Source organism: Paraburkholderia sp. RL17-337-BIB-A, from assembly GCF_046025895.1.
In the GTDB taxonomy this organism is placed as follows: domain Bacteria; phylum Pseudomonadota; class Gammaproteobacteria; order Burkholderiales; family Burkholderiaceae; genus Paraburkholderia; species Paraburkholderia fungorum_C.
The window spans coordinates 52094-72301 of sequence record NZ_JARESY010000001.1 but is presented as its reverse complement, the minus strand read 5'-3'; the positions used below and the strand labels follow the sequence as shown (position 1 = coordinate 72301).

Genomic DNA, 20208 nt, shown 5'->3' with positions numbered 1-20208 from the left:
AAACCGGCGCTCAAGGAGCGCCGGCTGAAACCATCGATCGGTCTGGATAAACGGCGGCTGACTATCGGGTCCAACTGCGCGGCGTTTTAGCCATGCGCCCCAATCAGATTCACCACCTTGATATTGCGCGTATCCGGCACTTCCGCATAAGACAGCACTTTCAACTGCGGCAAACTGCGGCGCAGGAAGCGCGCGAGCATCGGCCGTAGCGCGTGCTGCACCAGCAGCACCGGTGCGACCCCGAGGTTTTGCTGACGCGTCATCGCCTTCTGCGTTTCGTTCAGCAGCGTATGCGCGAGGCCCGGTTCCAGGCCCGGATTGGCGCCAGTAGAAAGCGCCTGCGACAACACCCGCTCCAGATTCGGGTCGAGGCCCATCACCTGCATGTCGCCCACGCCCGGGAACCACTGCTGCGTAATCGCCCGGCCCAGCGCGAGGCGCACGGCGGCGGTGAGCTCGTGCGCGTCGGTAATCTTCGGCGCGTGTTCGGCCAGCGCTTCGAGAATCGTGCGCATATCGCGGATCGGCACGCCTTCTTCCAGCAGGTTTTGCAGCACCTTTTGCAGCGTGGTGAGCGGCAGCGACTTCGGCACCAGATCGTCGACCAGCGACGGCGTGTCCTTCTGCATGCGCTCCAGCAGCGTCTGCACTTCGCGGCGGCCGAGCAGTTCGGACGCATGCGCGACCACCAGGTGATTCAGGTGCGTAGCCACTACGGTGCTCGAATCGACCACCGTGTAGCCATACACCTGCGCCTGTTCGCGCAGATTCGTATCGATCCAGATCGCCGGCAAACCGAACGCCGGGTCTTGCGTCGGCGTACCCGGCAGCGCGGCGGACACCTGCCCTGGATTGATCGCCAGCCACTGCCCCGGATACGCTTCGCCGACGCCCACCTCGACGCCCTTGAGCGCAATCCGGTAGCCGTTCGGCCGTAATTCGAGGTTGTCGCGGATATGGATCACCGGCGGCAGGAAGCCGATTTCCTGCGCGAACTTCTTGCGGATACTCTTCATCCGCTTGAGCAATTCGCCGTCCGAGTTCTGGTCGACCAGCGGGATCAGGCGGTAGCCGACTTCGAGACCGAGCGTGTCGATCATCGTCACGTCGTCCCAGCTGGCTTCGGTGTTTTCGACCGGCGCGATCGCGGCCGGCGTGACGTCGACCAGCGCCGCGCTGGTCTTGCGGTCCTCGCTGCGCTTTTTCATTGTGCGGCCGAGCTGGATCAGCCCACCGCCGAGAATCAGAAACGCGAAGTGCGGCATGCCTGGAATCAGGCCCATCAGCACGAGAATGCAACCGGTGATCACCAGCACGCGCGGATTCGTGAACAACTGCCCGGTCAATTGCGTGCCGATGTCTTCGTTGGTCGCCACGCGCGAGACGATCACACCGGCCGCCGTCGAAATCACGAGCGACGGGATCTGCGCGACGAGCCCGTCACCGATCGTCAGCAGCGTGTAGGTCTTGCCCGCGGACGCGAAGTCCATGCCGTGCTGAACCATCCCGACGACCAGGCCGCCGAGGATGTTGATCACCATGATCAGCAAACCGGCGATCGCGTCGCCCCGCACGAACTTGCTCGCGCCGTCCATCGAACCGTAGAACTCGGCTTCCTGGGAGACTTCCAGCCGGCGCCTGCGGGCCTGATCCTCGTTGATGAGGCCGGCGTTCAGGTCGGCGTCGATCGCCATCTGCTTGCCGGGCATCGCGTCGAGCGTGAAGCGCGCGGACACTTCCGCGATCCGCCCCGCGCCCTTGGTGATCACCATGAAGTTGATGACCATCAAAATGACAAAGACGACGATACCGACCGCGAAGTTGCCGCCCACGAGGAAGTGGCCGAACGACTCGATCACCTGGCCGGCCGCGGCCGGACCGGTATGGCCTTCGAGCAGCACGATGCGCGTGGATGCCACGTTCAGCGACAGGCGCAGCAAGGTCGAGAACAGCAGCACGCTCGGGAAGGCGGCGAAGTCGAGCGGCTTCAACGTGTACATGCTGACCAGCAGCACCATCACGGAAAGCGCGATGTTGAAGGTGAACAGCAGATCCAGCAGAAACGGCGGCAACGGCAGAATCATCATGCCGAGGATCATGCAGATCAGCACCGGCCCGGCGAGAGCGCGCAAATTGGTGCCGCTCAAGGCATCCGGGCGTCGGGACAGAAATCCGGCGCGTGCGTTCATGCGGAGGCTCCTGAAGCATCGTCGTTAGCGTTTTTAAGCGTGTCGGCGGCTTCCTGCTCGGCTTCATCGTCCGAAACGCCGCCCTTGTCGAGTTCCGCCGGCACGTCGAAGTCCGTCGGTTTGACCGGCGCTTCGCCGCCCTCGGTCCTGAAGCGCCGCAACTGATACACCCACGCAAGCACTTCGGCGACCGCGCCATACAGTGGCCCCGGAATCTCGCGGTTCAGATCGACGTTGTGATACAGCGCACGCGCGAGCGGCGGCGCTTCGAGCAGCGGCACGTTGTTTTCGGCAGCGATTTCGCGAATCCGCGCCGCCACCAGGTTCACGCCCTTGGCGACCACCTTCGGCGCGCGCATCTCGCCGTCGGTATATTGCAGCGCGACCGCGAAGTGCGTCGGGTTGGTCACCACCACATCGGCCTTCGGCACCTGGGTCATCATGCGGCGGCGGGCCATAGCGCGCTGTTGCTGGCGAATCCGGCCTTTGACATGCGGATCGCCTTCGCTTTCGCGGTGTTCGCGCTTCACTTCTTCCTTCGTCATGCGCAGTTTCTTGTTGAACTGCCAGAGTTGATACGGCACGTCGAGCGCGGCGACGACGAACATGCCCGCCACCGTCATGCCGCAGCACACTGCAATCAGATGCGCGGCGTTGGCGAGCGCGAGGTGCAGCGGCTGGGTCGCCAGCGCGAGAATTTCGTCGCGGCGATTCCAGATTGCCGTCCCGCCGATGCCGCCCACCACGAGCGTCTTCGCGAGCGACATACCGAGCTGGACCGGCCCGTTGATCGAAAAAATCTTGCCGAGGCCGGCGATCGGATTGAGCCGGTTGAACTTCGGCTCGAGGCCTTGCGCGGACAACTGCCAGCCGCCCAGCGCCATCGGCGAGAGCAACGCGGCAGCGCCGGTGAAGGCGAGAATCGGCAGCAGCGCGTACAGGCCTTCGCGGCCCGCGGCGCCCGCGCCGATCAGCATGCGGCGGGTCTCAAACACCGTGGCGTGATCGAATGTAAAGGCCGAGCGCAACATCGCCTGCAAATGCTCGCCGATGCTGCCTGACATGCCCCATACGCCGAAGAATCCCGCGCCCAGCAGCGCAAATGTCGACAGCTCCCGCGAACGCGCGATCTGCCCTTCCTCGCGCGCCTTTTGCAGGCGCCGGGGAGTGGCTGATTCGGTCTTTTCGAGGTCGCTATCCTCTGCCACAAACGCTCTCCAATCGGCTGAGGCATGGCGCCTCTTTCCAGTGAGAGCGATTATTCCCGCTCGACGCAAGCCACGATCGGCGGATAAGCGCGGACAAAGGGGGGTATTTCGCGGGATGGAACAGCCGGCAAGCAGCGCGGCGGCGCTTGCCGATGGGGCCGGGCGGCTCCCCGCTAGGGCGCTGGGGCGCGGGCTACGGGCGGCTACCTGAGGGCCGGTCGGCGAAATGTGGTTTGTTACGGATGCCAGCTACGCTCAACCGGACACCCCACGGCTTCGCGCGGGTGTCCGGCCGACTCTTATGCTTTCGCCATACGGCTCAGAAGCCAACGTAAGGCGCCTGACTGGAGGTCGCGAAACCGTAATACACGTGGCGGCCATAAAAGAACGGCAAACCGAGATCGAAGCTGCTGTTGCCGCCGATCTGCCCGGCCAGGTCGTTGAACGCAAAGTTGCTGGTGTTACCGAACAGCGTCGCCGCGTTCATGATGCCGATGCTCACGCTGACCTTCGTGCTGCTCACACCGGCCAGGGTGATCGACCGGGTTTGCGCGGCCGACGGGCAATAGAATCCGGCGAAATTGCTGCTGCACAGTGGGAGCGAATTATCGGCGAAGAAGTAGCCGTTCGAACCCGAATCGAAGAACGCCTGCACCGTCGTGCCGTTGTACACGCTGTTGTTCAGGTCGCCGAAGGCATCGGTGGTAATGGTCTGCGAGGCCGCGAGCGCATTGTTCGACTGCGTGCCGATGCCGAACACCAGCGTGCCGGTGGCGGATGGCGCACCGGTGTCCGGCACCGGCGGCATCTGCACGATCACGCCGTTGTTGTCGAGCGCGAAGCTGGCGACCGGATTGGCGACCTGCTGGTTGAGCGGAACCGCGGTACGGGCGCAGGAGGTGCCGTTCGGACACGAGAAATAATTGCTGTAGTTGGCTGCCGTCACTGGGTCGACGCAGGTTGCGCCGCAATCCGTGGGTGCCGTGCCGATGCCGAGAATGCCATTGGCGCCGAGATCGCCGACGGTGTTTTCAGCCGAACCGCTGCCGCAAGCGCGCGTGGGCACCGTGCTGGCGTCCTTGTCGCCGATGATCTGCAGCGGGATGGCCGAGGTCGTCGTCTCGCCACCGATCGCCACGGTCGCGGTGCGCACCGTGCCCCACGTGAAGCCGTCGGCGAAGGTCGCGCACTCGGCGAGTTGCGCGCCGCTGCCGGTCACCGTGCTAACCGGCAGCGCTTGCAGTAGCGATGCACTCATCGCCGAGCCAACCACACGCAGCCCAAACGAACCGGTATCGACCTGAATATTGTTGATGGTCTGGCAATTGGAAGTCGAACCGGGGGCGCAAATTTTCACGCTGACCGTCGGAATATTGATGACGCCGCGCACACCCTGCCCGACCGTGATCGGCACGGTGTTCGCCGCGGTCGCCGCGATCGGTTGCTGGGTCGGGCTGGCCGGCAGCGAGCCGCCGTTCGACGAATTGCTATTGGAACCGGAGTTGTCGCCGCCGCCCCCGCCGCATGCCGCCAGCGCCGACACCAGCGCCACGGCCATGACGGGCCGCACCCAGCCTTTCAGCTTCACAACACTATGCATGGTTCGCATCGTTCGTCCTCGCCATTACTGGATGTCGGAACCGCTGACGCCGGCTGGCAGCGCGGGCGGCAACCAGGCCTGACCATTGAACGCGCCCATGTGGCCGCCGGAGCGGACCACGAGGCTGCCCTGGTCGACCGCAACGGGGCCATGACCGCCTCCGCGCGCCGCGCGCACGGCTTTCACGCCGGCCACGTACTGCGGAAAATAGCTGCCGAGCAGATCGTTGAGATCCGGCATTTGCGGACCGCGCCAGGCGATGCCGAAGACCGAACCATCCGTGGCGAGGTATTCGCGCACGACCGTGCCGTTGCCGAGGGTGGTTTCCCGCACGGTATAGGACGTGGAAGCCGAGGCCGAAGACGCAGCGCTGGGTGCAGAACGCATCACGCTTTGAGCAGCCGTGGCCGGGCTGGTGCCGGACTGCACGGTGTGGGAAGAAACCGACGCATCCGCGGGGGGGGTCATCGGGGCGCCGCCCAGTCCCGCATAGGCCGACTGCGTGGCTGACAGCAAACAAGGCAATGCAAGCGCCATAACGAACCCGGCGCGGCGTACGCGACTCCACATAACGAGGCTCCTCCCGAGCTGCTGCTGCTCGGCCCGCACCTCGTGCGAACCAGCCGCATGTATGCAGATCATACGGCACGCTGCGGTCGCACTCTGGAGGATTACCCCACCGTGCCACCGGCCGGTGACTGTTTCTCACCGGCAAGCCGTGCCGCTGCTTGAGCTCGTAGTATGCCTGTGTTTGTGCCGGCAGACAGCAAGCGCACGCGCCAGCGTGGCTTGCTGCACATACGGGTCCGGTATCGCGCCCTTGCGGGCGGCCCGCAGGTCACCCGCGGGTCACTCGTGGATCAGAAGCCGAGGCTTGCCAGCAGATCGTCGACCTGCGACTGATCCTGCACCACGTCCGCCTTGCCCTCCGGATTGACCTGCGGACCATTCAGCAGATGTTCGGGGCTGCCGGTGGACGACGGCTCGGCCGCCAGCGCCGCCGCATTCGCCGCGAACTGCTCGCGCCGTTCGAGCGCGATGTTCTCGACCAGCACGCCGAGCAGCTGCTGCTCGATCAGGTACACGACATCCGTGATCTTCTTGATGACCTGGCCGGTCAGATCCTGGAAATCTTGCGCCAGCATGATTTCCATCAGCTGCGTGTTGGTCGCGCTGGTCGCCTCGGGCACGCCGCGCAGGAAGGTGCGCGTGTCGTTCATCAGCGCGCGCACTTCCTCGCGCTCGATCGGCGCCGCGTACCACTGCTCCCAGCGCGCATCGAGTTCACCGGCATCTTTCTGCAACTGCTCCTGGATCGGCTTGGCGACGTCGATCGAGGACAGCACACGCTCGGCGGCCTGCTCGGTCATGTTCGCGATGTACTTCAGACGGTCGCGAGCATCGGGCACGGCTTCCGCCGCACGCTCGACATGCTTGTCGAGCCCGAGCTCACGCATCGAGTCGCGCAGCGTGCGCGTCAGTTGTCCGATACGGGCGAGGATGCGGTCGGACGCGAAATCGCCGCTCTCGTTGACCGCTTCGGCGCCTTGCGCGTTGGTCGGCAGATTCACATCAGCTCCCGGCTTTCGCCATCTTCTCAAGGATCTTATTGAGCTTCTCGTCGAGCGTCGCGGCCGTGAACGGCTTGACGACATAACCGCTCGCGCCGGCCTGCGCCGCCGCGATGATGTTTTCCTTTTTCGACTCGGCGGTCACCATCAGCACCGGCAGATGCGTGAGGCTGGCGTCGGCGCGGATTTCCTTGAGCATGGCCAGACCGTCGAGGTTCGGCATGTTCCAGTCGGAGATCACGAAGTCGAACGACCCGCCGCGCAAACGCGAGAGGCCGGCCTGACCGTCTTCCGCCTCGTCGACGTTCGAGTAGCCGAGCTCTTTGAGCAGGTTGCGAACGATCCGGCGCATCGTCGGAAAGTCGTCAACCACCAGAATCTTCATTCCCTTATCCATTTCATTCCCTTTGCTTGATCCATGATGCGGCGCATGACCGCCAGTTCTGTCAGATCCGTGTCGACCGGAGTTAGCGTGTCGACCAGAGTTGGCGCTTTAGCGCCTACTCTGGCCCCATAGCACTTACTCCGGCCCCATGCCTGGCGCTCGCCGGCAGGCCCGCGCATCATACCCGCTGTACGCGGTCCCCCATCGACGACAGACGCGCCATCACGCGACGGCTCATCTCCGGCAGCGACGCAATTTCGTCCGCGGCGCCAAGCGCAATGGCTTCGCGCGGCATGCCGAATACGATACAGCTCGCTTCGTCTTGCGCGAGGGTGTACGCCCCCGCCTTTTTCATGTCCAGCAGTCCGGCGGCGCCGTCGCGCCCCATCCCGGTCAGGATCACGCCGACGGCGTTCTTGCCCGCGTGCTGCGCGGCCGAGCGGAACAGCACGTCGACCGACGGCCGATGCCGGTTCACCGGCGGTTCGTCCGACAGATGCGCAATATAGTTCGCGCCGCTGCGCGCCAGCAACAGGTGAGCGTGGCCGGGCGCGATATACGCATGTCCCGGCAGCACGCGTTCGCCGTGCTCTGCCTCTTTAACGGTAATCCGGCACAAACCATTAAGGCGTTGCGCGAAAGATTTTGTGAAACCCGGCGGCATATGCTGCGCGATCAGCACGGCGGGTGCATCCGGCGGCAGCGGCACGAGCACTTCGCGGATCGCTTCGGTACCGCCCGTCGAGGCGCCGACGATGATCAGTTTCTCGGTACTGAGCAGCGGATTGTTGAAGAGCGGCGCGGCGGCGGCCACGGGGGCGGCGTGCGTCGCCGCGTGCTGGGCAGGCGCGGCCTGGCGCACCCGCGCGCGGGCGGCCGCGCGAACCTTGTCGGCGAGCTTTTCCGCGTAGTCGAGCATGCCGTCGCGAATGCCGACTTTCGGCTTGGTGACGAAGTCGACTGCGCCGAGTTCCAGCGCGCGCAGCGTGATTTCATTGCCGCGCTCGGTCAATGACGACACCATCACGACCGGCATCGGCCGCAGGCGCATCAGCTTTTCGAGGAAGTCGAGGCCGTCCATGCGCGGCATTTCGACGTCGAGCGTCAGCACGTCCGGGTTGTGCTGCTTGATGAGATCGCGCGCGACCAGCGGGTCGGGCGCGGTCGCCACGACGGTCATGTCCGGCTGGCCGTTGATGATCTCCGTCATCAGGCTGCGGATCAGTGCCGAATCGTCGACGCACAGTACTTTGATCTTTTGCACAGCGCTCACGCCTCCTCTGTAGTTCTGGCGTTGTTTGGATTGATTGGGCGCGAGCTCGTACCGAATAGCTCGATGCGCGACCTGCTTGCACCTGTGCCCGCGCTGGCTCCTGCGCCTGGCGCGCCGAACAGTTCCACCTTGGGTCGCGTGGCGGCCGGCGTCGAGAACAGCTCGACCCGTTTGCGCGCCGCCGCGAGCCGCTCGGCACGGGCTTCGGCGCTTTGCCGCACGAGCGCCTGTTCACGCTCGGCCACGCCTGCCTCCTGCTGCAAGCGCAACTTCTTCACCATCACCTGGCCGGTGCGCGGCATGAAGGCGATCTTGCGCGGATGATTTCCCTGCAAATCCTCAGCGACGATGCGGATCTTTTCGAGCGCCAGATAGCGGCGCACGAATTCCGAATTGCGATCGCCGATGTTCATCGTGGTCATACCGGCCAGCACCGCGCCGCCGCCGAACACCTTGGCTTCGAAGCGTTCGCGCCGGCCGCCGGCCTTGATCAGTTCGTTGATCAGCACTTCCATCGCGTACGCACCGTAGCGCATCGAATCCGACGCGGGCTGACCGGCGTCCGCGCCGTCGTCGGGCAGCATGAAATGGTTCATGCCGCCAATGCCCGCCGTGCGATCCTGGATGCAGGCCGCGACGCACGAACCGAGCACGGTGACAAGCACCATGTCTTCGTGGGTCGTATAAAACTCGTTCGGCAACAGCTTCACGCCGGGCCGTTGGAAGTGATTGTCGAAGTACAGATTCGTGGCAATCGGCAGGCTGCTGCTCATGCGATCACCCCGCTAGTCTTTGCGCTGCCGGCATGGCCCGTGGCGCGTGCCGGCGTGCGTGCGGCGGCGCCTGCGTCGCGCGTCAGTTCATAAACAGTCTGGCCGCGCAGCCTGAACGCCTGCGTCACGTAGGTGAAGTTTTCCGAATGGCCGGCGAACAGCAAACCACCCGATTTCATCAACGGCTCGAAGCGCGCGAGCACCTGCGACTGCGTCGGCTTGTCGAAGTAGATCATCACGTTGCGGCAGAAGATCGCGTCGAACTGCGCGCGCAACTGGTAATCGCGGTCAGTCAGGTTCAGTTGCTCGAAGCGCACCATCGCGCGCACTTCGGGGCGCACCTTCACCATGCCGGTATGCGCGCCTGTCCCCTTCAGGAAGAAGCGCTTGAGCCGCTCGGGCGACAGATGCTTCACCTGGTCGAACTGGTACATGCCGGCTTCGGCTTTCGCCAGCACTTGCGTGTCGATGTCGGTGGCGAGCACGCTCGCCTGACGCGCGCCGCTGTCGCCCAGCGCTTCGATCAGCGTCATCGCGATCGAGTACGGTTCCTCACCGGTCGAGGCCGCCGAGCACCACACCGAAACCGGCTGCGCACGGCGCGGCACGAACTCGGCGAGGATCGGAAAATGATGGGCTTCGCGGAAGAACGCGGTCAGGTTGGTGGTCAACGCATTGGTGAACGCCTCCCACTCGGCCGGATCGTTTTCCGCTTCGAGCAGATCGAGATACTGTTTGAAGGTCTCGAGGCCACGGGCACGCAGGCGCCGCGCCAGACGGCTGTACGCCATGTCGCGCTTGTGATCCGACAGCGAAATGCCCGCGCCGCGATGAATCAGCTCGCGAATGCGGGCGAAATCCGCCGACGTGAATTCGAAATCCCGTCCTTGCTCGCCGGGTCTGGCCGGTTCCACCCGCTCCGGAGGTGCCGGTTGCGGAGGTGCCGCTTGGGGACGTGCCGGTTGCGGACGTGCCGGTTGCGGACGTTGCTGTGCGCGCGTTGCCATAAATAGAGTTCCTGCCTGCGATACGAGCCATTCCACTTTTCGCCCGAAGCATGGCTTCCGGCGAAAGGGATTGTGTTCGCGGGGTCGCGCCCGCCCGCGAGTTCTGCCAACACGCAGTCGGCCCGCGACACGCTTCTTAAGCGTGCTTCGATGATTCGCCCGTCATGGAGCGAGATGCCGAATGACTGCATGTCTTTGTGCCACTTCCTAGAACGTTTCCCAGTCCGCGTCCGATCCTGCCGACGCCGCGCTTGCAGCGGCCGGACGTGCTGTGGATTCGGATGCGGCGCGGGCCGTCCTCGGTTTCAGAGCCGGTTCGGCACGTGCCGTGTCGGCGCCATGGTTGGCCGAAGCCGGGGCTGCGTGAGTTGCCGGGTGCGTGGCCGTGGAGGTTGCCAAACTTGCAGCAGAATGCGCGGCGGCGCTGCCGTACGCCTGCTGCGGCGCTTTGGCCGGCTGAGCATGCTTGCTGCCGACCGTCGCGCCATCCGCGTTGCTGTTTGCGCTTCCATTCGAGCCGCCGTTCCTGCGCATCGCGGCTTGCGTACGCACCTCGGTGGCGCCGGCGCGCGTCTGGCCGCCGGCCACCTTCCAGACATTCACCACCGCTTGCAATTGACGCGTCTGTTCTTCGAGCGACGCCGCCGCAGCCGCAGCCTGTTCGACCAGCGCGGCGTTCTGCTGCGTCACCGCGTCCATCTGCACGACCGCGCGATTCACCTGTTCGATGCCGCCCGACTGCTCTTCGGAAGCCGCGCTGATTTCGCCCATGATGTCCGTCACGCGGCGCACCGCCTGCACGATCTCGTCCATCGTGGTGCCCGCGCGGCCGACCAGCGCCGAGCCGCTTTGCACCTTGTCGACCGAGTCGCCGATCAGTTCCTTGATCTCTTTCGCGGCGCTCGCGCTACGCTGCGCCAGGCTGCGCACTTCGCCCGCGACCACCGCGAAGCCGCGGCCCTGTTCGCCTGCCCGCGCGGCTTCGACCGCCGCGTTCAGCGCGAGAATATTGGTCTGGAAGGCAATGCCCTCGATCACGCCGATGATGTCGACGACCTTCCTGGAACTGGCCGCGATGCCCTCCATCGTCGTGACGACCTGGCTCACCACGTCGCCGCCGCGCGTTGCGATATCCGACGCATTGACGGCCAGCTGGCTCGCCTGGCGCGCATTCTCGGCGTTCTGGCGCACGGTGCCGGTCAACTGCTCCATGCTCGAAGCGGTTTCCTGCAGCGATGCGGCCTGTTGCTCGGTGCGTTGCGAGAGATCGGTGTTGCCCATGGCGATTTCGCGCGCGCCGGTATCGATCGATTCGGCGCTGCCGTGAACCGACTTCACCATCGCCGCCATGCTGTCCTGCATCCGCTTGATGCCGGCGAAGAGGCGGCCGACTTCGTTGCGGCTGAATACTTCGATCTGCTCGGACAGATCGCCCGACGCGATCCGTTCGAAGCACGCCGTCGCATCGTTCAGCGGCTGCACGATCAGGCCGCGTAGCGCGAAGCGGATACCCACTACCAGCAACAACGCGATCGCGGTGACAATGACGATCAACGTGGTCATCAGCGAGATGTTCGATTGCGCGCTTGCCTGCTGATCCATGGCACTTTGCTGCAATGCCTTGATAACCGCCGTTGCGGCATTGTCGTAGGCGATGAACATCGGGCTGATCTTCGTGTCGGCGATGGCGTGATAGGCGGCGACGTCGTTCGCGTTCAGGGCCGCGAATTCCGGATCGAGGCCGTCATGCATCAGACTCGTGCGCCTCGCGACCACGTCGTCGAGAAGCGCCTGATCAATGCCTTTCTTCGGCGCATCGAGATAGCTCTGCCAGCTCTGATTGCCTTTGGTCAACAACTCCTGCGCGCGATCGATCACTTTCTTAGCTTCGTCCGCGTTGCCAGCAGCCGAGAGCGTGTTGAAGCGATCCACCGCGAGACGCGAACGCAACAGATACGACGACGCATCGTCGAGCGCGTGAATGGCGGCCAGATCGCCGCGCGCAATACGGTCGAGCGACTGACTCGCGCCGTTCAGCGCGGTTAGACCAAGCGCGCCGACCACGACGGTCAGCGCAACCAGAATGATCCCCACTATCGTCAGCGATGTGCGAATCGACCACCTGCTCAGCATCTTGGCGCTCCCTGTTCGATCTATCTTTCGTACTCACGCGGACTGACGCGCTTTGACGTTCCGGCGGCGGCCCGACGTTCCGGCGACCCGGCGTTTAGCCGCCGAGCGATTCGATCAGCGCCATTTCACGGCTGGTCATCAGCTTTTCGATGTCCATCAGGATCAGCATGCGGCCGTCGACCGTGCCCAGCCCCGTCAGGTACTCGGTCGTCAGCGTCGCGCCGAATTCCGGCGCCGGCATGATCTGGTCGGTGGCGAGCGTGAGCACGTCCGACACGCCGTCCACCACCATCCCGACCACGCGATGCGCGACGTTCAGGATGATCACGACGGTCTGATGGTCGTACTCGACGCTGCCCAGATGGAACTTGATACGCATGTCCACGATCGGCACGATGATGCCGCGCAGATTGATCACACCCTTGATGAACTCCGGCGCATTGGCGATACGCGTGACGTTGTCGTAGCCACGGATTTCCTGCACCTTGAGAATGTCGATGCCGTACTCTTCGGCACCGAGCGTGAAGACGAGGAATTCCTGACCGCCGGCGTCTGCCTGCCGCGCGTCGCGGCGGCCATTCGTAGCGTTCGCGACGTTCGAATTGATGGATTGGACTTCTGCCACGTTAGCCCCCAAACGGTTGGGATGAAATAAATTGAGTGAGTGTTGCGACAACTGCGTGCGTTGCAAACGCCATTGGGAATGCCATGACGGATCTCATGCAAGGCTCAGCGCGCCGTGCGCATGGCGCGTTTCCCGATTCAGCGCCGCCACGTCCACGATCAGCGCGACACTGCCGTCGCCGAGAATGGTCGCGGCGGAAATGCCGTGCACCTTGCGGTAATTCGTTTCCAGATTCTTCACGACCACCTGCTGCTGCCCCACCAGCTCGTCGATCAGCATCGCAAAGCGGCGCCCTTCGGTTTGCATGATGGTGACAATGCCTTGCGTCGGTTCCTGCTTGGCGTCCTCGACGTTGAAGATCTCGTGCAACGCGACGAGCGGCAGATATTCACCGCGCACGCGCACCACGCGTTCGCCGTTGGCCACCGTATAGATGTCCTCGGCTCGCGGCTGCAGCGACTCCATCACGAAGTTGAGCGGCAGAATGAAAATCTCGTTGCCGACCTTGACCGACATGCCGTCGAGAATCGCCAGCGTGAGTGGCAGAACGATCCGCGTGGTGCTGCCCTTGCCCGCATGCGAGGTGATTTCCACGTGACCACCCATCGACTGGATGTTGCGCTTCACCACGTCCATGCCCACGCCGCGGCCCGAGACGTCCGTGACCTGCTCCGCCGTCGAGAAGCCCGGCAGGAAAATCAGGTTCCAGACTTCTTCGTCGGTCATGCTTTCGCTGACTTGCATGCCCTGCTTGGCCGCCTTCGCGAGAATCTTGTCGCGCCGCAAACCGGCGCCGTCATCGCTCACTTCGATGACGATGTTGCCGCCATGGTGAGCCGCCGACAGCACCAACTGGCCAGTCCCGTCCTTGCCCGCCGCGCGCCGCGCTGCCACGGTTTCGATGCCGTGGTCGAGACTGTTGCGCACGAGGTGAGTCAACGGATCGATGATCCGTTCGATGAGGCTCTTGTCGAGTTCGGTCGCCTGACCGAAGGTGACGAGTTCCACTTCCTTGCCGAGTTTCGCCGCCAGATCGCGCACCAGACGCGGGAAGCGGCTGAACACGTAATCCATCGGCATCATGCGGATCGACATCACCGCTTCCTGCAGATCGCGCGCGTTGCGCTCGAGCTGCGCCATGCCGTTGAAGAGCCGGTCATGCAGTGCCGGATCGAACGTGCTGGTGGTCTCGGCCAACATCGCCTGCGTGATCACCAGTTCACCGACCAGGTTGATCAGCTGATCGACCTTCTCGACGCCGACGCGAATCGAACTGCCTTCCGCGCCGCCTGCTGCCGCGGCCGGCCGGGCCGCCTTGCGGTCGTGTTCGGCCGCTGCATTGTTCGCCGCCGCGGCTGTTGTCACGCTGGTCGCCGAGCCGCCCGCCGGTGCGCTGCTCGCGGCTGCGGGTGCAGCTGCGGCGGGCGCCGGGGGCGTCGCTTGCGACGCCGGGGCGTCGAACAAGCCATGCGTGGCGGCGGCCTGAGCGGGCGCAGCGGTGTGGGCCGCCTGTGCCGACGATGCTGCCTGCTCCGCCTGTACTGCGTGCGCCGTCTGTGCTGCTTGCGCCGGGGACGAATCGGCAGCGTCGGGCGTTCCAGGTTCGCCCTGCTGCGTCTCGTCCATCGGCGCGGTGCCGCGGCCGATCGAGATCTGACTTTCGTCGATCACGAAACAGCACACGGCGATGATGTCGTCGGCGGTTACATCGGTCTGGAGCCACAGCGTCAATTCGCCGCTGCTCTTGACCTGCCCGACGATGTTACCCAGGTTGCCGAGCTCTTCGGCCAGCAGTTCCTGGTCCTTCTCACCTACGCCCCGTAGCGTAATTTTCAGATGGGGCCCGACTTCTTCATCGGCGCCCGCGGCTTGCCCGATCTGTGCCGGTTCGCCGTCAGTCCAATCACCCACCGCCTGCACCGCCTGTTCGACGACATGCTCGGGCGGATTGCCGCCTTGTGCTGCGGTTGGTACTTCTACTGCTGCCGCGCTTGCTGCCGGCACGGATGCTGCCTGAGGTGCCGCTGCCGCTGCGTCGCCCAAGCGGCTTTCCTGGTGCAACTGTTCGAGCTTCGCGCAGATCGCCCTGGCGACCGCGGCGTCAGGCTCGGCGCTCGCGCGGTAGTCAGCGAGCTGGCCCGACAACACGTCCTTGGTTTCGAGGAACGTGTCGATCATGTCCTTGCGCAAGGTGAGCTCGTTGTTGCGCGCGCGGTCGAGCAGCGATTCGAGAATGTGGGTCGTTTCCGTCAGCGCGGTAAAACCGAACGTCGCCGCGCCGCCCTTGATCGAGTGCGCCGCGCGGAAAATCGCCGCGAGGTCTTCGGGGTCGGGGTGCGCGATGTCCAGATTGAGCAGCAACTGCTCCATCTGCGCGAGCAGTTCGTCCGCTTCGTCGAAGAACGTCTGATAGAACTGAGTGATGTCGAGTGTCATGCCTGGGTCACCGCGAGAGTTCCTGTCTACGCTTGGGCTGCCGTGCCGCCGCGTCGAGAGCTTCTATAACTTGTCTAAAGGTGGCGCTTATGGGGTGCTACGTGTCGCTTAATTGGCGCTCATGCCGGGTCCGTTTCGGCTAGCGCCGCCACCAGTTCGGTCAGCATGTCCGGGTCGAGCGGCTTTTCGATCCAGCCGGTCGCCCCCGCGGCCCGCGCCGCCGCCTTGAACGGCTCGCCCGATTCCGTCGTGAGAACAAGGATGGGCGTCGCCTGGTAAGCCGGGTTGTCGCGCAGCGCCGCGATCAGATCGAGACCGGTCCTGCCCGGCATGTACTGGTCCGTCAGCACCAGGTCGAACGACATGGCGAGCGCGTTTTCGAGCCCTTCATTGCCATCCGCCGCGAGCGTCACTTGGTAGCCGGCCGTCGTCAGCGTTGCGGCGAGAATCTGCCGCATCGATGCCGAATCGTCGATTGCCAGGATGTGCCTGATCATGAAAACCTCGCTGCACTTACGCTATGGATCGGTTGGCCGGCCGCGCCATCTGAGCGCATGGTCCGGTTAGCCGACCGCTGTCTGTTACTGGGCTGCCGGCGCTGCCGCCGGCACCTTCGGTGCAACCGTCACCGGTTGCGCAAGTCTTTGCAGCAGCGGCTTGGAGCCGGCTGCGTCGTCCGACAAGGTGGTCGTGGTGGAGTCGTCATGGTTAAGCGCCTCCTCCGACCTCTTGTTCAGCACGATGATGCTGATGCGGCGGTTTTCCGGGTCCATCGGGTCCGCCTTGTTCAGGTTCTGCGTCGACGCGAGTCCGAGCACGCGCATCACCTTCGCCTCGTCCATGCCGCCGCTGATCAGCTCGCGGCGCGATGCATTGGCGCGGTCCGCGGACAGTTCCCAGTTGCTATAGCCCTTCTCGCCGCCGGCATATTGCGCGGCGTCCGTGTGCCCTTGCACGATGATGCGGTTCGGCACGTCGTTCAACGTGTGGCCGATTTCGCGCAGGATGTCGCGCATATAGGGTTCAACCACGTCTTTCGCGGTCGCGAACATCGGCCGCTTCTGCGAATCGACGATTTCGATGCGCAGGCCGGTCAGCGTCGAGTCGATGCGGATCTGCTGCTTGAACTGGCGCAGCACCGGGTTCGCTTCGATCGCGGCCATCAGCTTGACCTGCAGATCGTGCAGACGGACCTGCTCGCGGCGCTCCAGCTCGCCCTGCGTTTGCGCGACCGAATCTTCGTCGCGCTGCATGGCGGCGAGCTCGGCGCGGCTGCTGGTCCCGTCGGTCGAGTGGACCACGCCCGGTGTGTTGGTCGAAATATCGCGGCCGCCGCCCTTCACAATGCTCGAATCCACCGCACTGCGATCGCCGCCCCACAGCGTGAGCTTCAAGGGCTGGTTGAAGTAATCGGCGATGCCCTTCAGCTGCACGGACGAGGCTGAACTCAGCAGCCACATCAGCAGGAAGAACGCCATCATCGCCGTCATGAAGTCCGCATACGCGAGCTTCCACGCGCCGCCATGGTGGCCGGCCTTCTTCGGCGCGGCGCGCCTGACGACAATGGCGCGGTCTTTGTCCTGGCTCATCGGATCGGTTCCCGGCGCCCGTTACTTGGCTTTGACGCGGCGCACGTGCTCTTCCAGTTCGGCGAACGACGGGCGTTCAGTCGAGAAGAGCACCTTGCGGCCGAATTCGACGGCGATAGCCGGGGCATAGCCATTCAGGCTGGCGAGAATCGTCACCTTGATGCACTGGAACATCTTGGTCGACTCGGTCACGCGCTGTTCGGCGACGCTCGCGAGCGGTCCGATCAGCCCGTACGAAAGCAGAATCCCGAGGAAGGTGCCGACCAACGCCTGGGCGATCATCTCACCCAGGATGGCGGGCGGCTTGTCGGCGGAGGCCATGGTGTGCACCACGCCCATCACCGCGGCCACGATCCCGAACGCCGGCATGGCGTCGCCGACCTTGTTCAGGGCGTGCGCGGGCGCCTCGCCTTCCTGGTGATGCGTCTCGATCTCCTCGTCCATCAGGCTTTCGATCTCGAACGCGTTCATGTTGCCGCCTACCATCAGGCGCAGGTAGTCGGTCAGGAACTCGATGATGTGCTTGTCGGCGAGGATTTTCGGGTATTGGGTGAAGATCGGACTCTTCGACGGATCGTCGATGTCGGCCTCCAGCGTCAGCGTGCCTTCCTTGCGCGCCTTGGCCAGCAGGACGTAGAGGAGCGCCATCAGCTCCATATAGACGTCCTTGTTGTATTTCGCGCCCTTGAAGAGGGTTGGGATGACGCGCAACGTCGCCTTGATCGTCTTCATTCCGTTGCCGAGAATGAACGCGCCGACCCCGGCGCCGACGATCATCAACACTTCGACGGGCTGCAGCAGCGCGCTGAGATGGCCGCCTTCCAGCACGTAACCGCCGAAAACGGACAAAAGCGTCACGAGTGTTCCCACGAAAATCAGCACTGCCGAGCCCTCACAAAGAAGCGACGGTGACCGTCGTTAATCTGGTTTACGGCAACCCAGCAGAAAACTTTGGCGGAAAAGCGGCTCGGCGCTCCGGTGTAAACCAGAGGCGGCCAAAATTGGACCGGCCGGGGCCGGCACCGGCCAGTTGGGCCGGAAGGGCCAACGTATGGGGTTGGGCACCTGCACGGGTGCGTGCCGCGGGTCGCGAGCCGTGGGGGCGGCGCCCGGCGGTTCAAGCCTCGAGCGTGGCGAGGCTTTCGCGAGCCGGGGTGTCGGCAAATTTCCGGGACTTTCCCACGTGCGAAGGCGGCTGGACAGCGAGGGTGATTTCCCTGACTTCCGGCACGGCACTTTTATATGCCATCCGCTCGCATTTCCCCGTCATGAACGCTTTATTCGAACTACGAGCTGCCATCAGCCGAGTTGCTCGACGGGTTGGCTTGCCATCAGGATCGCGGAATGCGCCTGAGCCACGACGCTGGATTTGCCTTTGTCCGCCAGAGTGGACAGCACGGCATGGTCGTCGAAACGAAAACGGCACAGCATCTGATTGGACGCCGCCAGCTTCACGGTCTGCGCCAATGACAGATTGGCGAGTACGTCGGCTAACTGGTCCGAGATCCCCATGCGAAACATGCCCATCGGCTTGTCTTCGCGCAGCAGACGCTGCGCGAGCAGGAGATAAGACAGGTTGACTTCTCTGATCTCATTGAGCATTTCGCTTGTCGCGCTCATGATTCCCCCGGGGTGTATCTGGCTGGTCAGGCCGTTACGGAAACGTTTGCTTGAACGCGCGCACTTAAACCGCACGAATCGGCTCGTTTCTGGTCTTGCAAGCATTGTGTCGAAAGGGGAAGCAGACGAAAATCGGACAGACACCCAGCCTGTTTGACGGATTAAGCCGTCATTCGTGTAGGAATTTTTCCTACACGGCGGGAGGCAGAAAGAGGGCTGCAGCAGGCGAAGCGGCACGCAGCCTAGGGGTCGCGATGCGCTTTGGATAATTCTTCAGCAGAAATGTGAACCAGATGGTGAGTCCTAGTGACTCGCGATCCGCACCTTGCTGCGGTGAGAAACAATTATAAGACGATTTCACTTTGGCGTAACACACGGGGTGTAGAGGCCGCGCTCCGGTCCCGGGACCGCCGCTTGCGTGTGTTCCCTAGCGTTTGGATTTCCACCCCGTCCTACTTTCCGCGGTATCAGGAAAGCCCTCCTGCCGACCTGTAACGCTTCATGTTTCGCGCTGTAACAACATTAAGCGTTTGAAAAATAAGTCGAATTAGCGCCGCCGATCCTGATAATGAAGCTCAGGGATTACCCGATGCAAGTTCGGAACACCCCCGGGCGGCGGCTTACCGCGCCCAACCGTCCGTCAGGCATTCGCTCCTCGCTCAAGCCGAGCGCCGTTGTGCGAAGCCGTTTTGAACAGGAGAAACGCATGCGAATCGCACAAATTGCGCCGCTGTATGAAGCTGTCCCGCCGAAACTCTATGGCGGCACCGAACGCGTCGTGTCGTATCTGACCGAAGCGCTGGTCGATCTCGGCCACGACGTCACGCTGTTTGCGAGCGGCGACTCGGTCACCTCCGCGAATCTGGACGCGTGCTGGCCGCGTGCGTTGCGCCTCGACCCGACGATCCGCGACGCGCTGGCGCCGCATGTCCTGATGATGGAAAAGGTGCGCAAGGTCGCGCATGAATTCGATGTCCTGCACTTTCACCTCGACTACATGCCGTTCCCGCTCTTCACGACCATGGACACGCCGTTCGTGACGACGCTTCACGGCCGTCTGGACTTGCCGGAACTGCAACCGGTGTTCGACGCGTTCTCGAACGTGCCAGTGGTGTCGATTTCGGATTCGCAACGCTCGCCGCTGCCGCAGGCCAACTGGCTAAACACGATTTACCACGGCCTGCCGGAACAGTTGCTCACGCCGCAGACGCACAAGAAGCCGGAATACCTGGCGTTCCTCGGTCGTATTTGTCCGGAGAAGCGCGTCGATACAGCTATCAAGATCGCTGCACAAAGCGGTCTGCCGCTGAAGATCGCCGCCAAGGTGGACAAGGTCGACCAGGATTACTTCAAGAAGGAAATCGAACCGCTGCTCTCCATGGCGCACGTGGAGTTCGTCGGCGAGATCAATGAGGCGCAAAAGCCTGAGTTCCTGTCAGGCGCCAAGGCGCTGCTGTTCCCGATCGACTGGTCGGAGCCGTTCGGTCTGGTGATGATCGAGTCGATGGCGTGCGGCACGCCGGTGATCGCATTCAACCGCGGCTCGGTGCCGGAAGTGATCGACCACGGCGTAACCGGCTACATTGTCGAGGACGTTCAAGGCGCCGTGGCCGCACTGCAGCGTCTGGACGAATTGTCGCGCACTGAGATCCGCGCGCAATTCGAGCGCCGCTTCAGTTCGAAAACGATGGCCCGGAATTACGTTGACGGCTATTCGACCTTGATCGAAGCGACGCGTCGCCCGGTGTTGCGCCAGGTGGCGGTGGGTTGAGCGACACGCTTAAGTGGCTGACGTTTTA

General features: G+C 63.7%; 17 protein-coding genes. 1 reads left to right on the top strand and 16 read right to left on the bottom strand.

Annotated elements, in window-relative coordinates; all coding sequences use genetic code 11:
* Nucleotides 1–86 precede the first annotated feature (86 nt).
* The 16 genes from flhA to flhD form a co-directional block, all read right to left on the bottom strand.
* Nucleotides 87–2189 carry a flagellar biosynthesis protein FlhA gene (flhA, locus tag P0D84_RS00305; protein WP_408331489.1) on the bottom strand — a complete coding sequence of 701 codons (2103 nt, stop codon included), beginning with the start codon at nucleotides 2187–2189 and terminating at the stop codon, nucleotides 87–89.
* Nucleotides 2186–3397 carry a flagellar biosynthesis protein FlhB gene (flhB, locus tag P0D84_RS00300; protein ID WP_408331487.1) on the bottom strand — a complete coding sequence of 404 codons (1212 nt, stop codon included), beginning with the start codon at nucleotides 3395–3397 and terminating at the stop codon, nucleotides 2186–2188. The genes flhA and flhB overlap by 4 nt, the downstream gene beginning before the upstream one ends.
* Nucleotides 3398–3716: 319 nt before the next feature.
* Nucleotides 3717–5006 carry a DUF3443 domain-containing protein gene (locus P0D84_RS00295; protein ID WP_408331485.1) on the bottom strand — a complete coding sequence of 430 codons (1290 nt, stop codon included), beginning with the start codon at nucleotides 5004–5006 and terminating at the stop codon, nucleotides 3717–3719.
* 15 nt (nucleotides 5007–5021) lie between these two features.
* Nucleotides 5022–5567, bottom strand: a complete 546-nt coding sequence (locus P0D84_RS00290) for a DUF2844 domain-containing protein (RefSeq protein WP_408331483.1) — start codon at nucleotides 5565–5567, stop codon at nucleotides 5022–5024.
* 290 nt (nucleotides 5568–5857) lie between these two features.
* Nucleotides 5858–6568, bottom strand: coding sequence for a protein phosphatase CheZ (gene cheZ / locus P0D84_RS00285; protein WP_408331481.1), 711 nt, complete (start codon nucleotides 6566–6568; stop codon nucleotides 5858–5860).
* A 1-nt stretch (nucleotide 6569) separates the two neighbouring features.
* On the bottom strand, nucleotides 6570–6965 hold the full coding sequence (gene cheY / locus P0D84_RS00280; RefSeq protein ID WP_179735052.1) for a chemotaxis response regulator CheY: 396 nt from the start codon (nucleotides 6963–6965) through the stop codon (nucleotides 6570–6572).
* Nucleotides 6966–7131: 166 nt separating this feature from the next.
* Nucleotides 7132–8217 (bottom strand): protein-glutamate methylesterase/protein-glutamine glutaminase, encoded by a 1086-nt coding sequence (locus tag P0D84_RS00275; RefSeq protein WP_408331478.1) that lies wholly within the window; start codon nucleotides 8215–8217, stop codon nucleotides 7132–7134.
* 5 nt (nucleotides 8218–8222) lie between these two features.
* Nucleotides 8223–8999, bottom strand: coding sequence for a chemoreceptor glutamine deamidase CheD (cheD, locus tag P0D84_RS00270; RefSeq protein ID WP_408331476.1), 777 nt, complete (start codon nucleotides 8997–8999; stop codon nucleotides 8223–8225).
* Entirely contained in the window at nucleotides 8996–10006 is a 1011-nt protein-coding gene (locus P0D84_RS00265) for a CheR family methyltransferase (protein WP_408331474.1), read from the bottom strand. The genes cheD and P0D84_RS00265 overlap by 4 nt, the downstream gene beginning before the upstream one ends.
* Before the next feature lie 207 nt (nucleotides 10007–10213).
* Nucleotides 10214–12139 carry a methyl-accepting chemotaxis protein gene (locus P0D84_RS00260; protein WP_408331472.1) on the bottom strand — a complete coding sequence of 642 codons (1926 nt, stop codon included), beginning with the start codon at nucleotides 12137–12139 and terminating at the stop codon, nucleotides 10214–10216.
* 94 nt (nucleotides 12140–12233) lie between these two features.
* Nucleotides 12234–12764 carry a chemotaxis protein CheW gene (gene cheW / locus P0D84_RS00255; protein WP_408331470.1) on the bottom strand — a complete coding sequence of 177 codons (531 nt, stop codon included), beginning with the start codon at nucleotides 12762–12764 and terminating at the stop codon, nucleotides 12234–12236.
* A 93-nt stretch (nucleotides 12765–12857) separates the two neighbouring features.
* On the bottom strand, nucleotides 12858–15200 hold the full coding sequence (gene cheA / locus P0D84_RS00250) for a chemotaxis protein CheA (protein WP_408331468.1): 2343 nt from the start codon (nucleotides 15198–15200) through the stop codon (nucleotides 12858–12860).
* 119 nt (nucleotides 15201–15319) lie between these two features.
* Nucleotides 15320–15697 (bottom strand): response regulator, encoded by a 378-nt coding sequence (locus tag P0D84_RS00245; protein WP_408331466.1) that lies wholly within the window; start codon nucleotides 15695–15697, stop codon nucleotides 15320–15322.
* An 84-nt stretch (nucleotides 15698–15781) separates the two neighbouring features.
* On the bottom strand, nucleotides 15782–16789 hold the full coding sequence (gene motB / locus P0D84_RS00240; protein ID WP_408331464.1) for a flagellar motor protein MotB: 1008 nt from the start codon (nucleotides 16787–16789) through the stop codon (nucleotides 15782–15784).
* 21 nt (nucleotides 16790–16810) lie between these two features.
* Nucleotides 16811–17671, bottom strand: coding sequence for a flagellar motor stator protein MotA (motA, locus tag P0D84_RS00235; protein ID WP_408331462.1), 861 nt, complete (start codon nucleotides 17669–17671; stop codon nucleotides 16811–16813).
* Nucleotides 17672–18088: 417 nt separating this feature from the next.
* The gene (gene flhD, locus P0D84_RS00230) at nucleotides 18089–18409 is read right to left on the bottom strand and encodes a flagellar transcriptional regulator FlhD (RefSeq protein WP_408331460.1); all 321 of its coding nucleotides are present in this window, start codon (nucleotides 18407–18409) and stop codon (nucleotides 18089–18091) included.
* Between the two features lie 706 nt (nucleotides 18410–19115).
* Here flhD and P0D84_RS00225 point away from each other — a divergent pair.
* A complete protein-coding gene (locus tag P0D84_RS00225) occupies nucleotides 19116–20180 on the top strand; it encodes a glycosyltransferase family 4 protein (RefSeq protein WP_408331458.1) in 1065 nt (354 codons plus the stop codon).
* Nucleotides 20181–20208 lie beyond the last annotated feature (28 nt).

Bases quoted from the DNA above. Each gene is read 5' to 3' on its own strand.
- cheY (WP_179735052.1), bottom strand. From the start codon at position 6,965: ATGGATAAGGGAATGAAGATTCTGGTGGTTGACGACTTTCCGACGATG.
- P0D84_RS00260 (WP_408331472.1), bottom strand. From the start codon at position 12,139: ATGCTGAGCAGGTGGTCGATTCGCACATCGCTGACGATAGTGGGGATC.
- cheD (WP_408331476.1), bottom strand. From the start codon at position 8,999: ATGAGCAGCAGCCTGCCGATTGCCACGAATCTGTACTTCGACAATCAC.
- P0D84_RS00265 (WP_408331474.1), bottom strand. From the start codon at position 10,006: ATGGCAACGCGCGCACAGCAACGTCCGCAACCGGCACGTCCGCAACCG.
- P0D84_RS00225 (WP_408331458.1), top strand. From the start codon at position 19,116: ATGCGAATCGCACAAATTGCGCCGCTGTATGAAGCTGTCCCGCCGAAA.
- flhA (WP_408331489.1), bottom strand. From the start codon at position 2,189: ATGAACGCACGCGCCGGATTTCTGTCCCGACGCCCGGATGCCTTGAGC.
- flhD (WP_408331460.1), bottom strand. From the start codon at position 18,409: ATGAGCGCGACAAGCGAAATGCTCAATGAGATCAGAGAAGTCAACCTG.
- P0D84_RS00290 (WP_408331483.1), bottom strand. From the start codon at position 5,567: ATGTGGAGTCGCGTACGCCGCGCCGGGTTCGTTATGGCGCTTGCATTG.
- motB (WP_408331464.1), bottom strand. From the start codon at position 16,789: ATGAGCCAGGACAAAGACCGCGCCATTGTCGTCAGGCGCGCCGCGCCG.
- P0D84_RS00295 (WP_408331485.1), bottom strand. From the start codon at position 5,006: ATGCGAACCATGCATAGTGTTGTGAAGCTGAAAGGCTGGGTGCGGCCC.
- cheA (WP_408331468.1), bottom strand. From the start codon at position 15,200: ATGACACTCGACATCACTCAGTTCTATCAGACGTTCTTCGACGAAGCG.
- P0D84_RS00245 (WP_408331466.1), bottom strand. From the start codon at position 15,697: ATGATCAGGCACATCCTGGCAATCGACGATTCGGCATCGATGCGGCAG.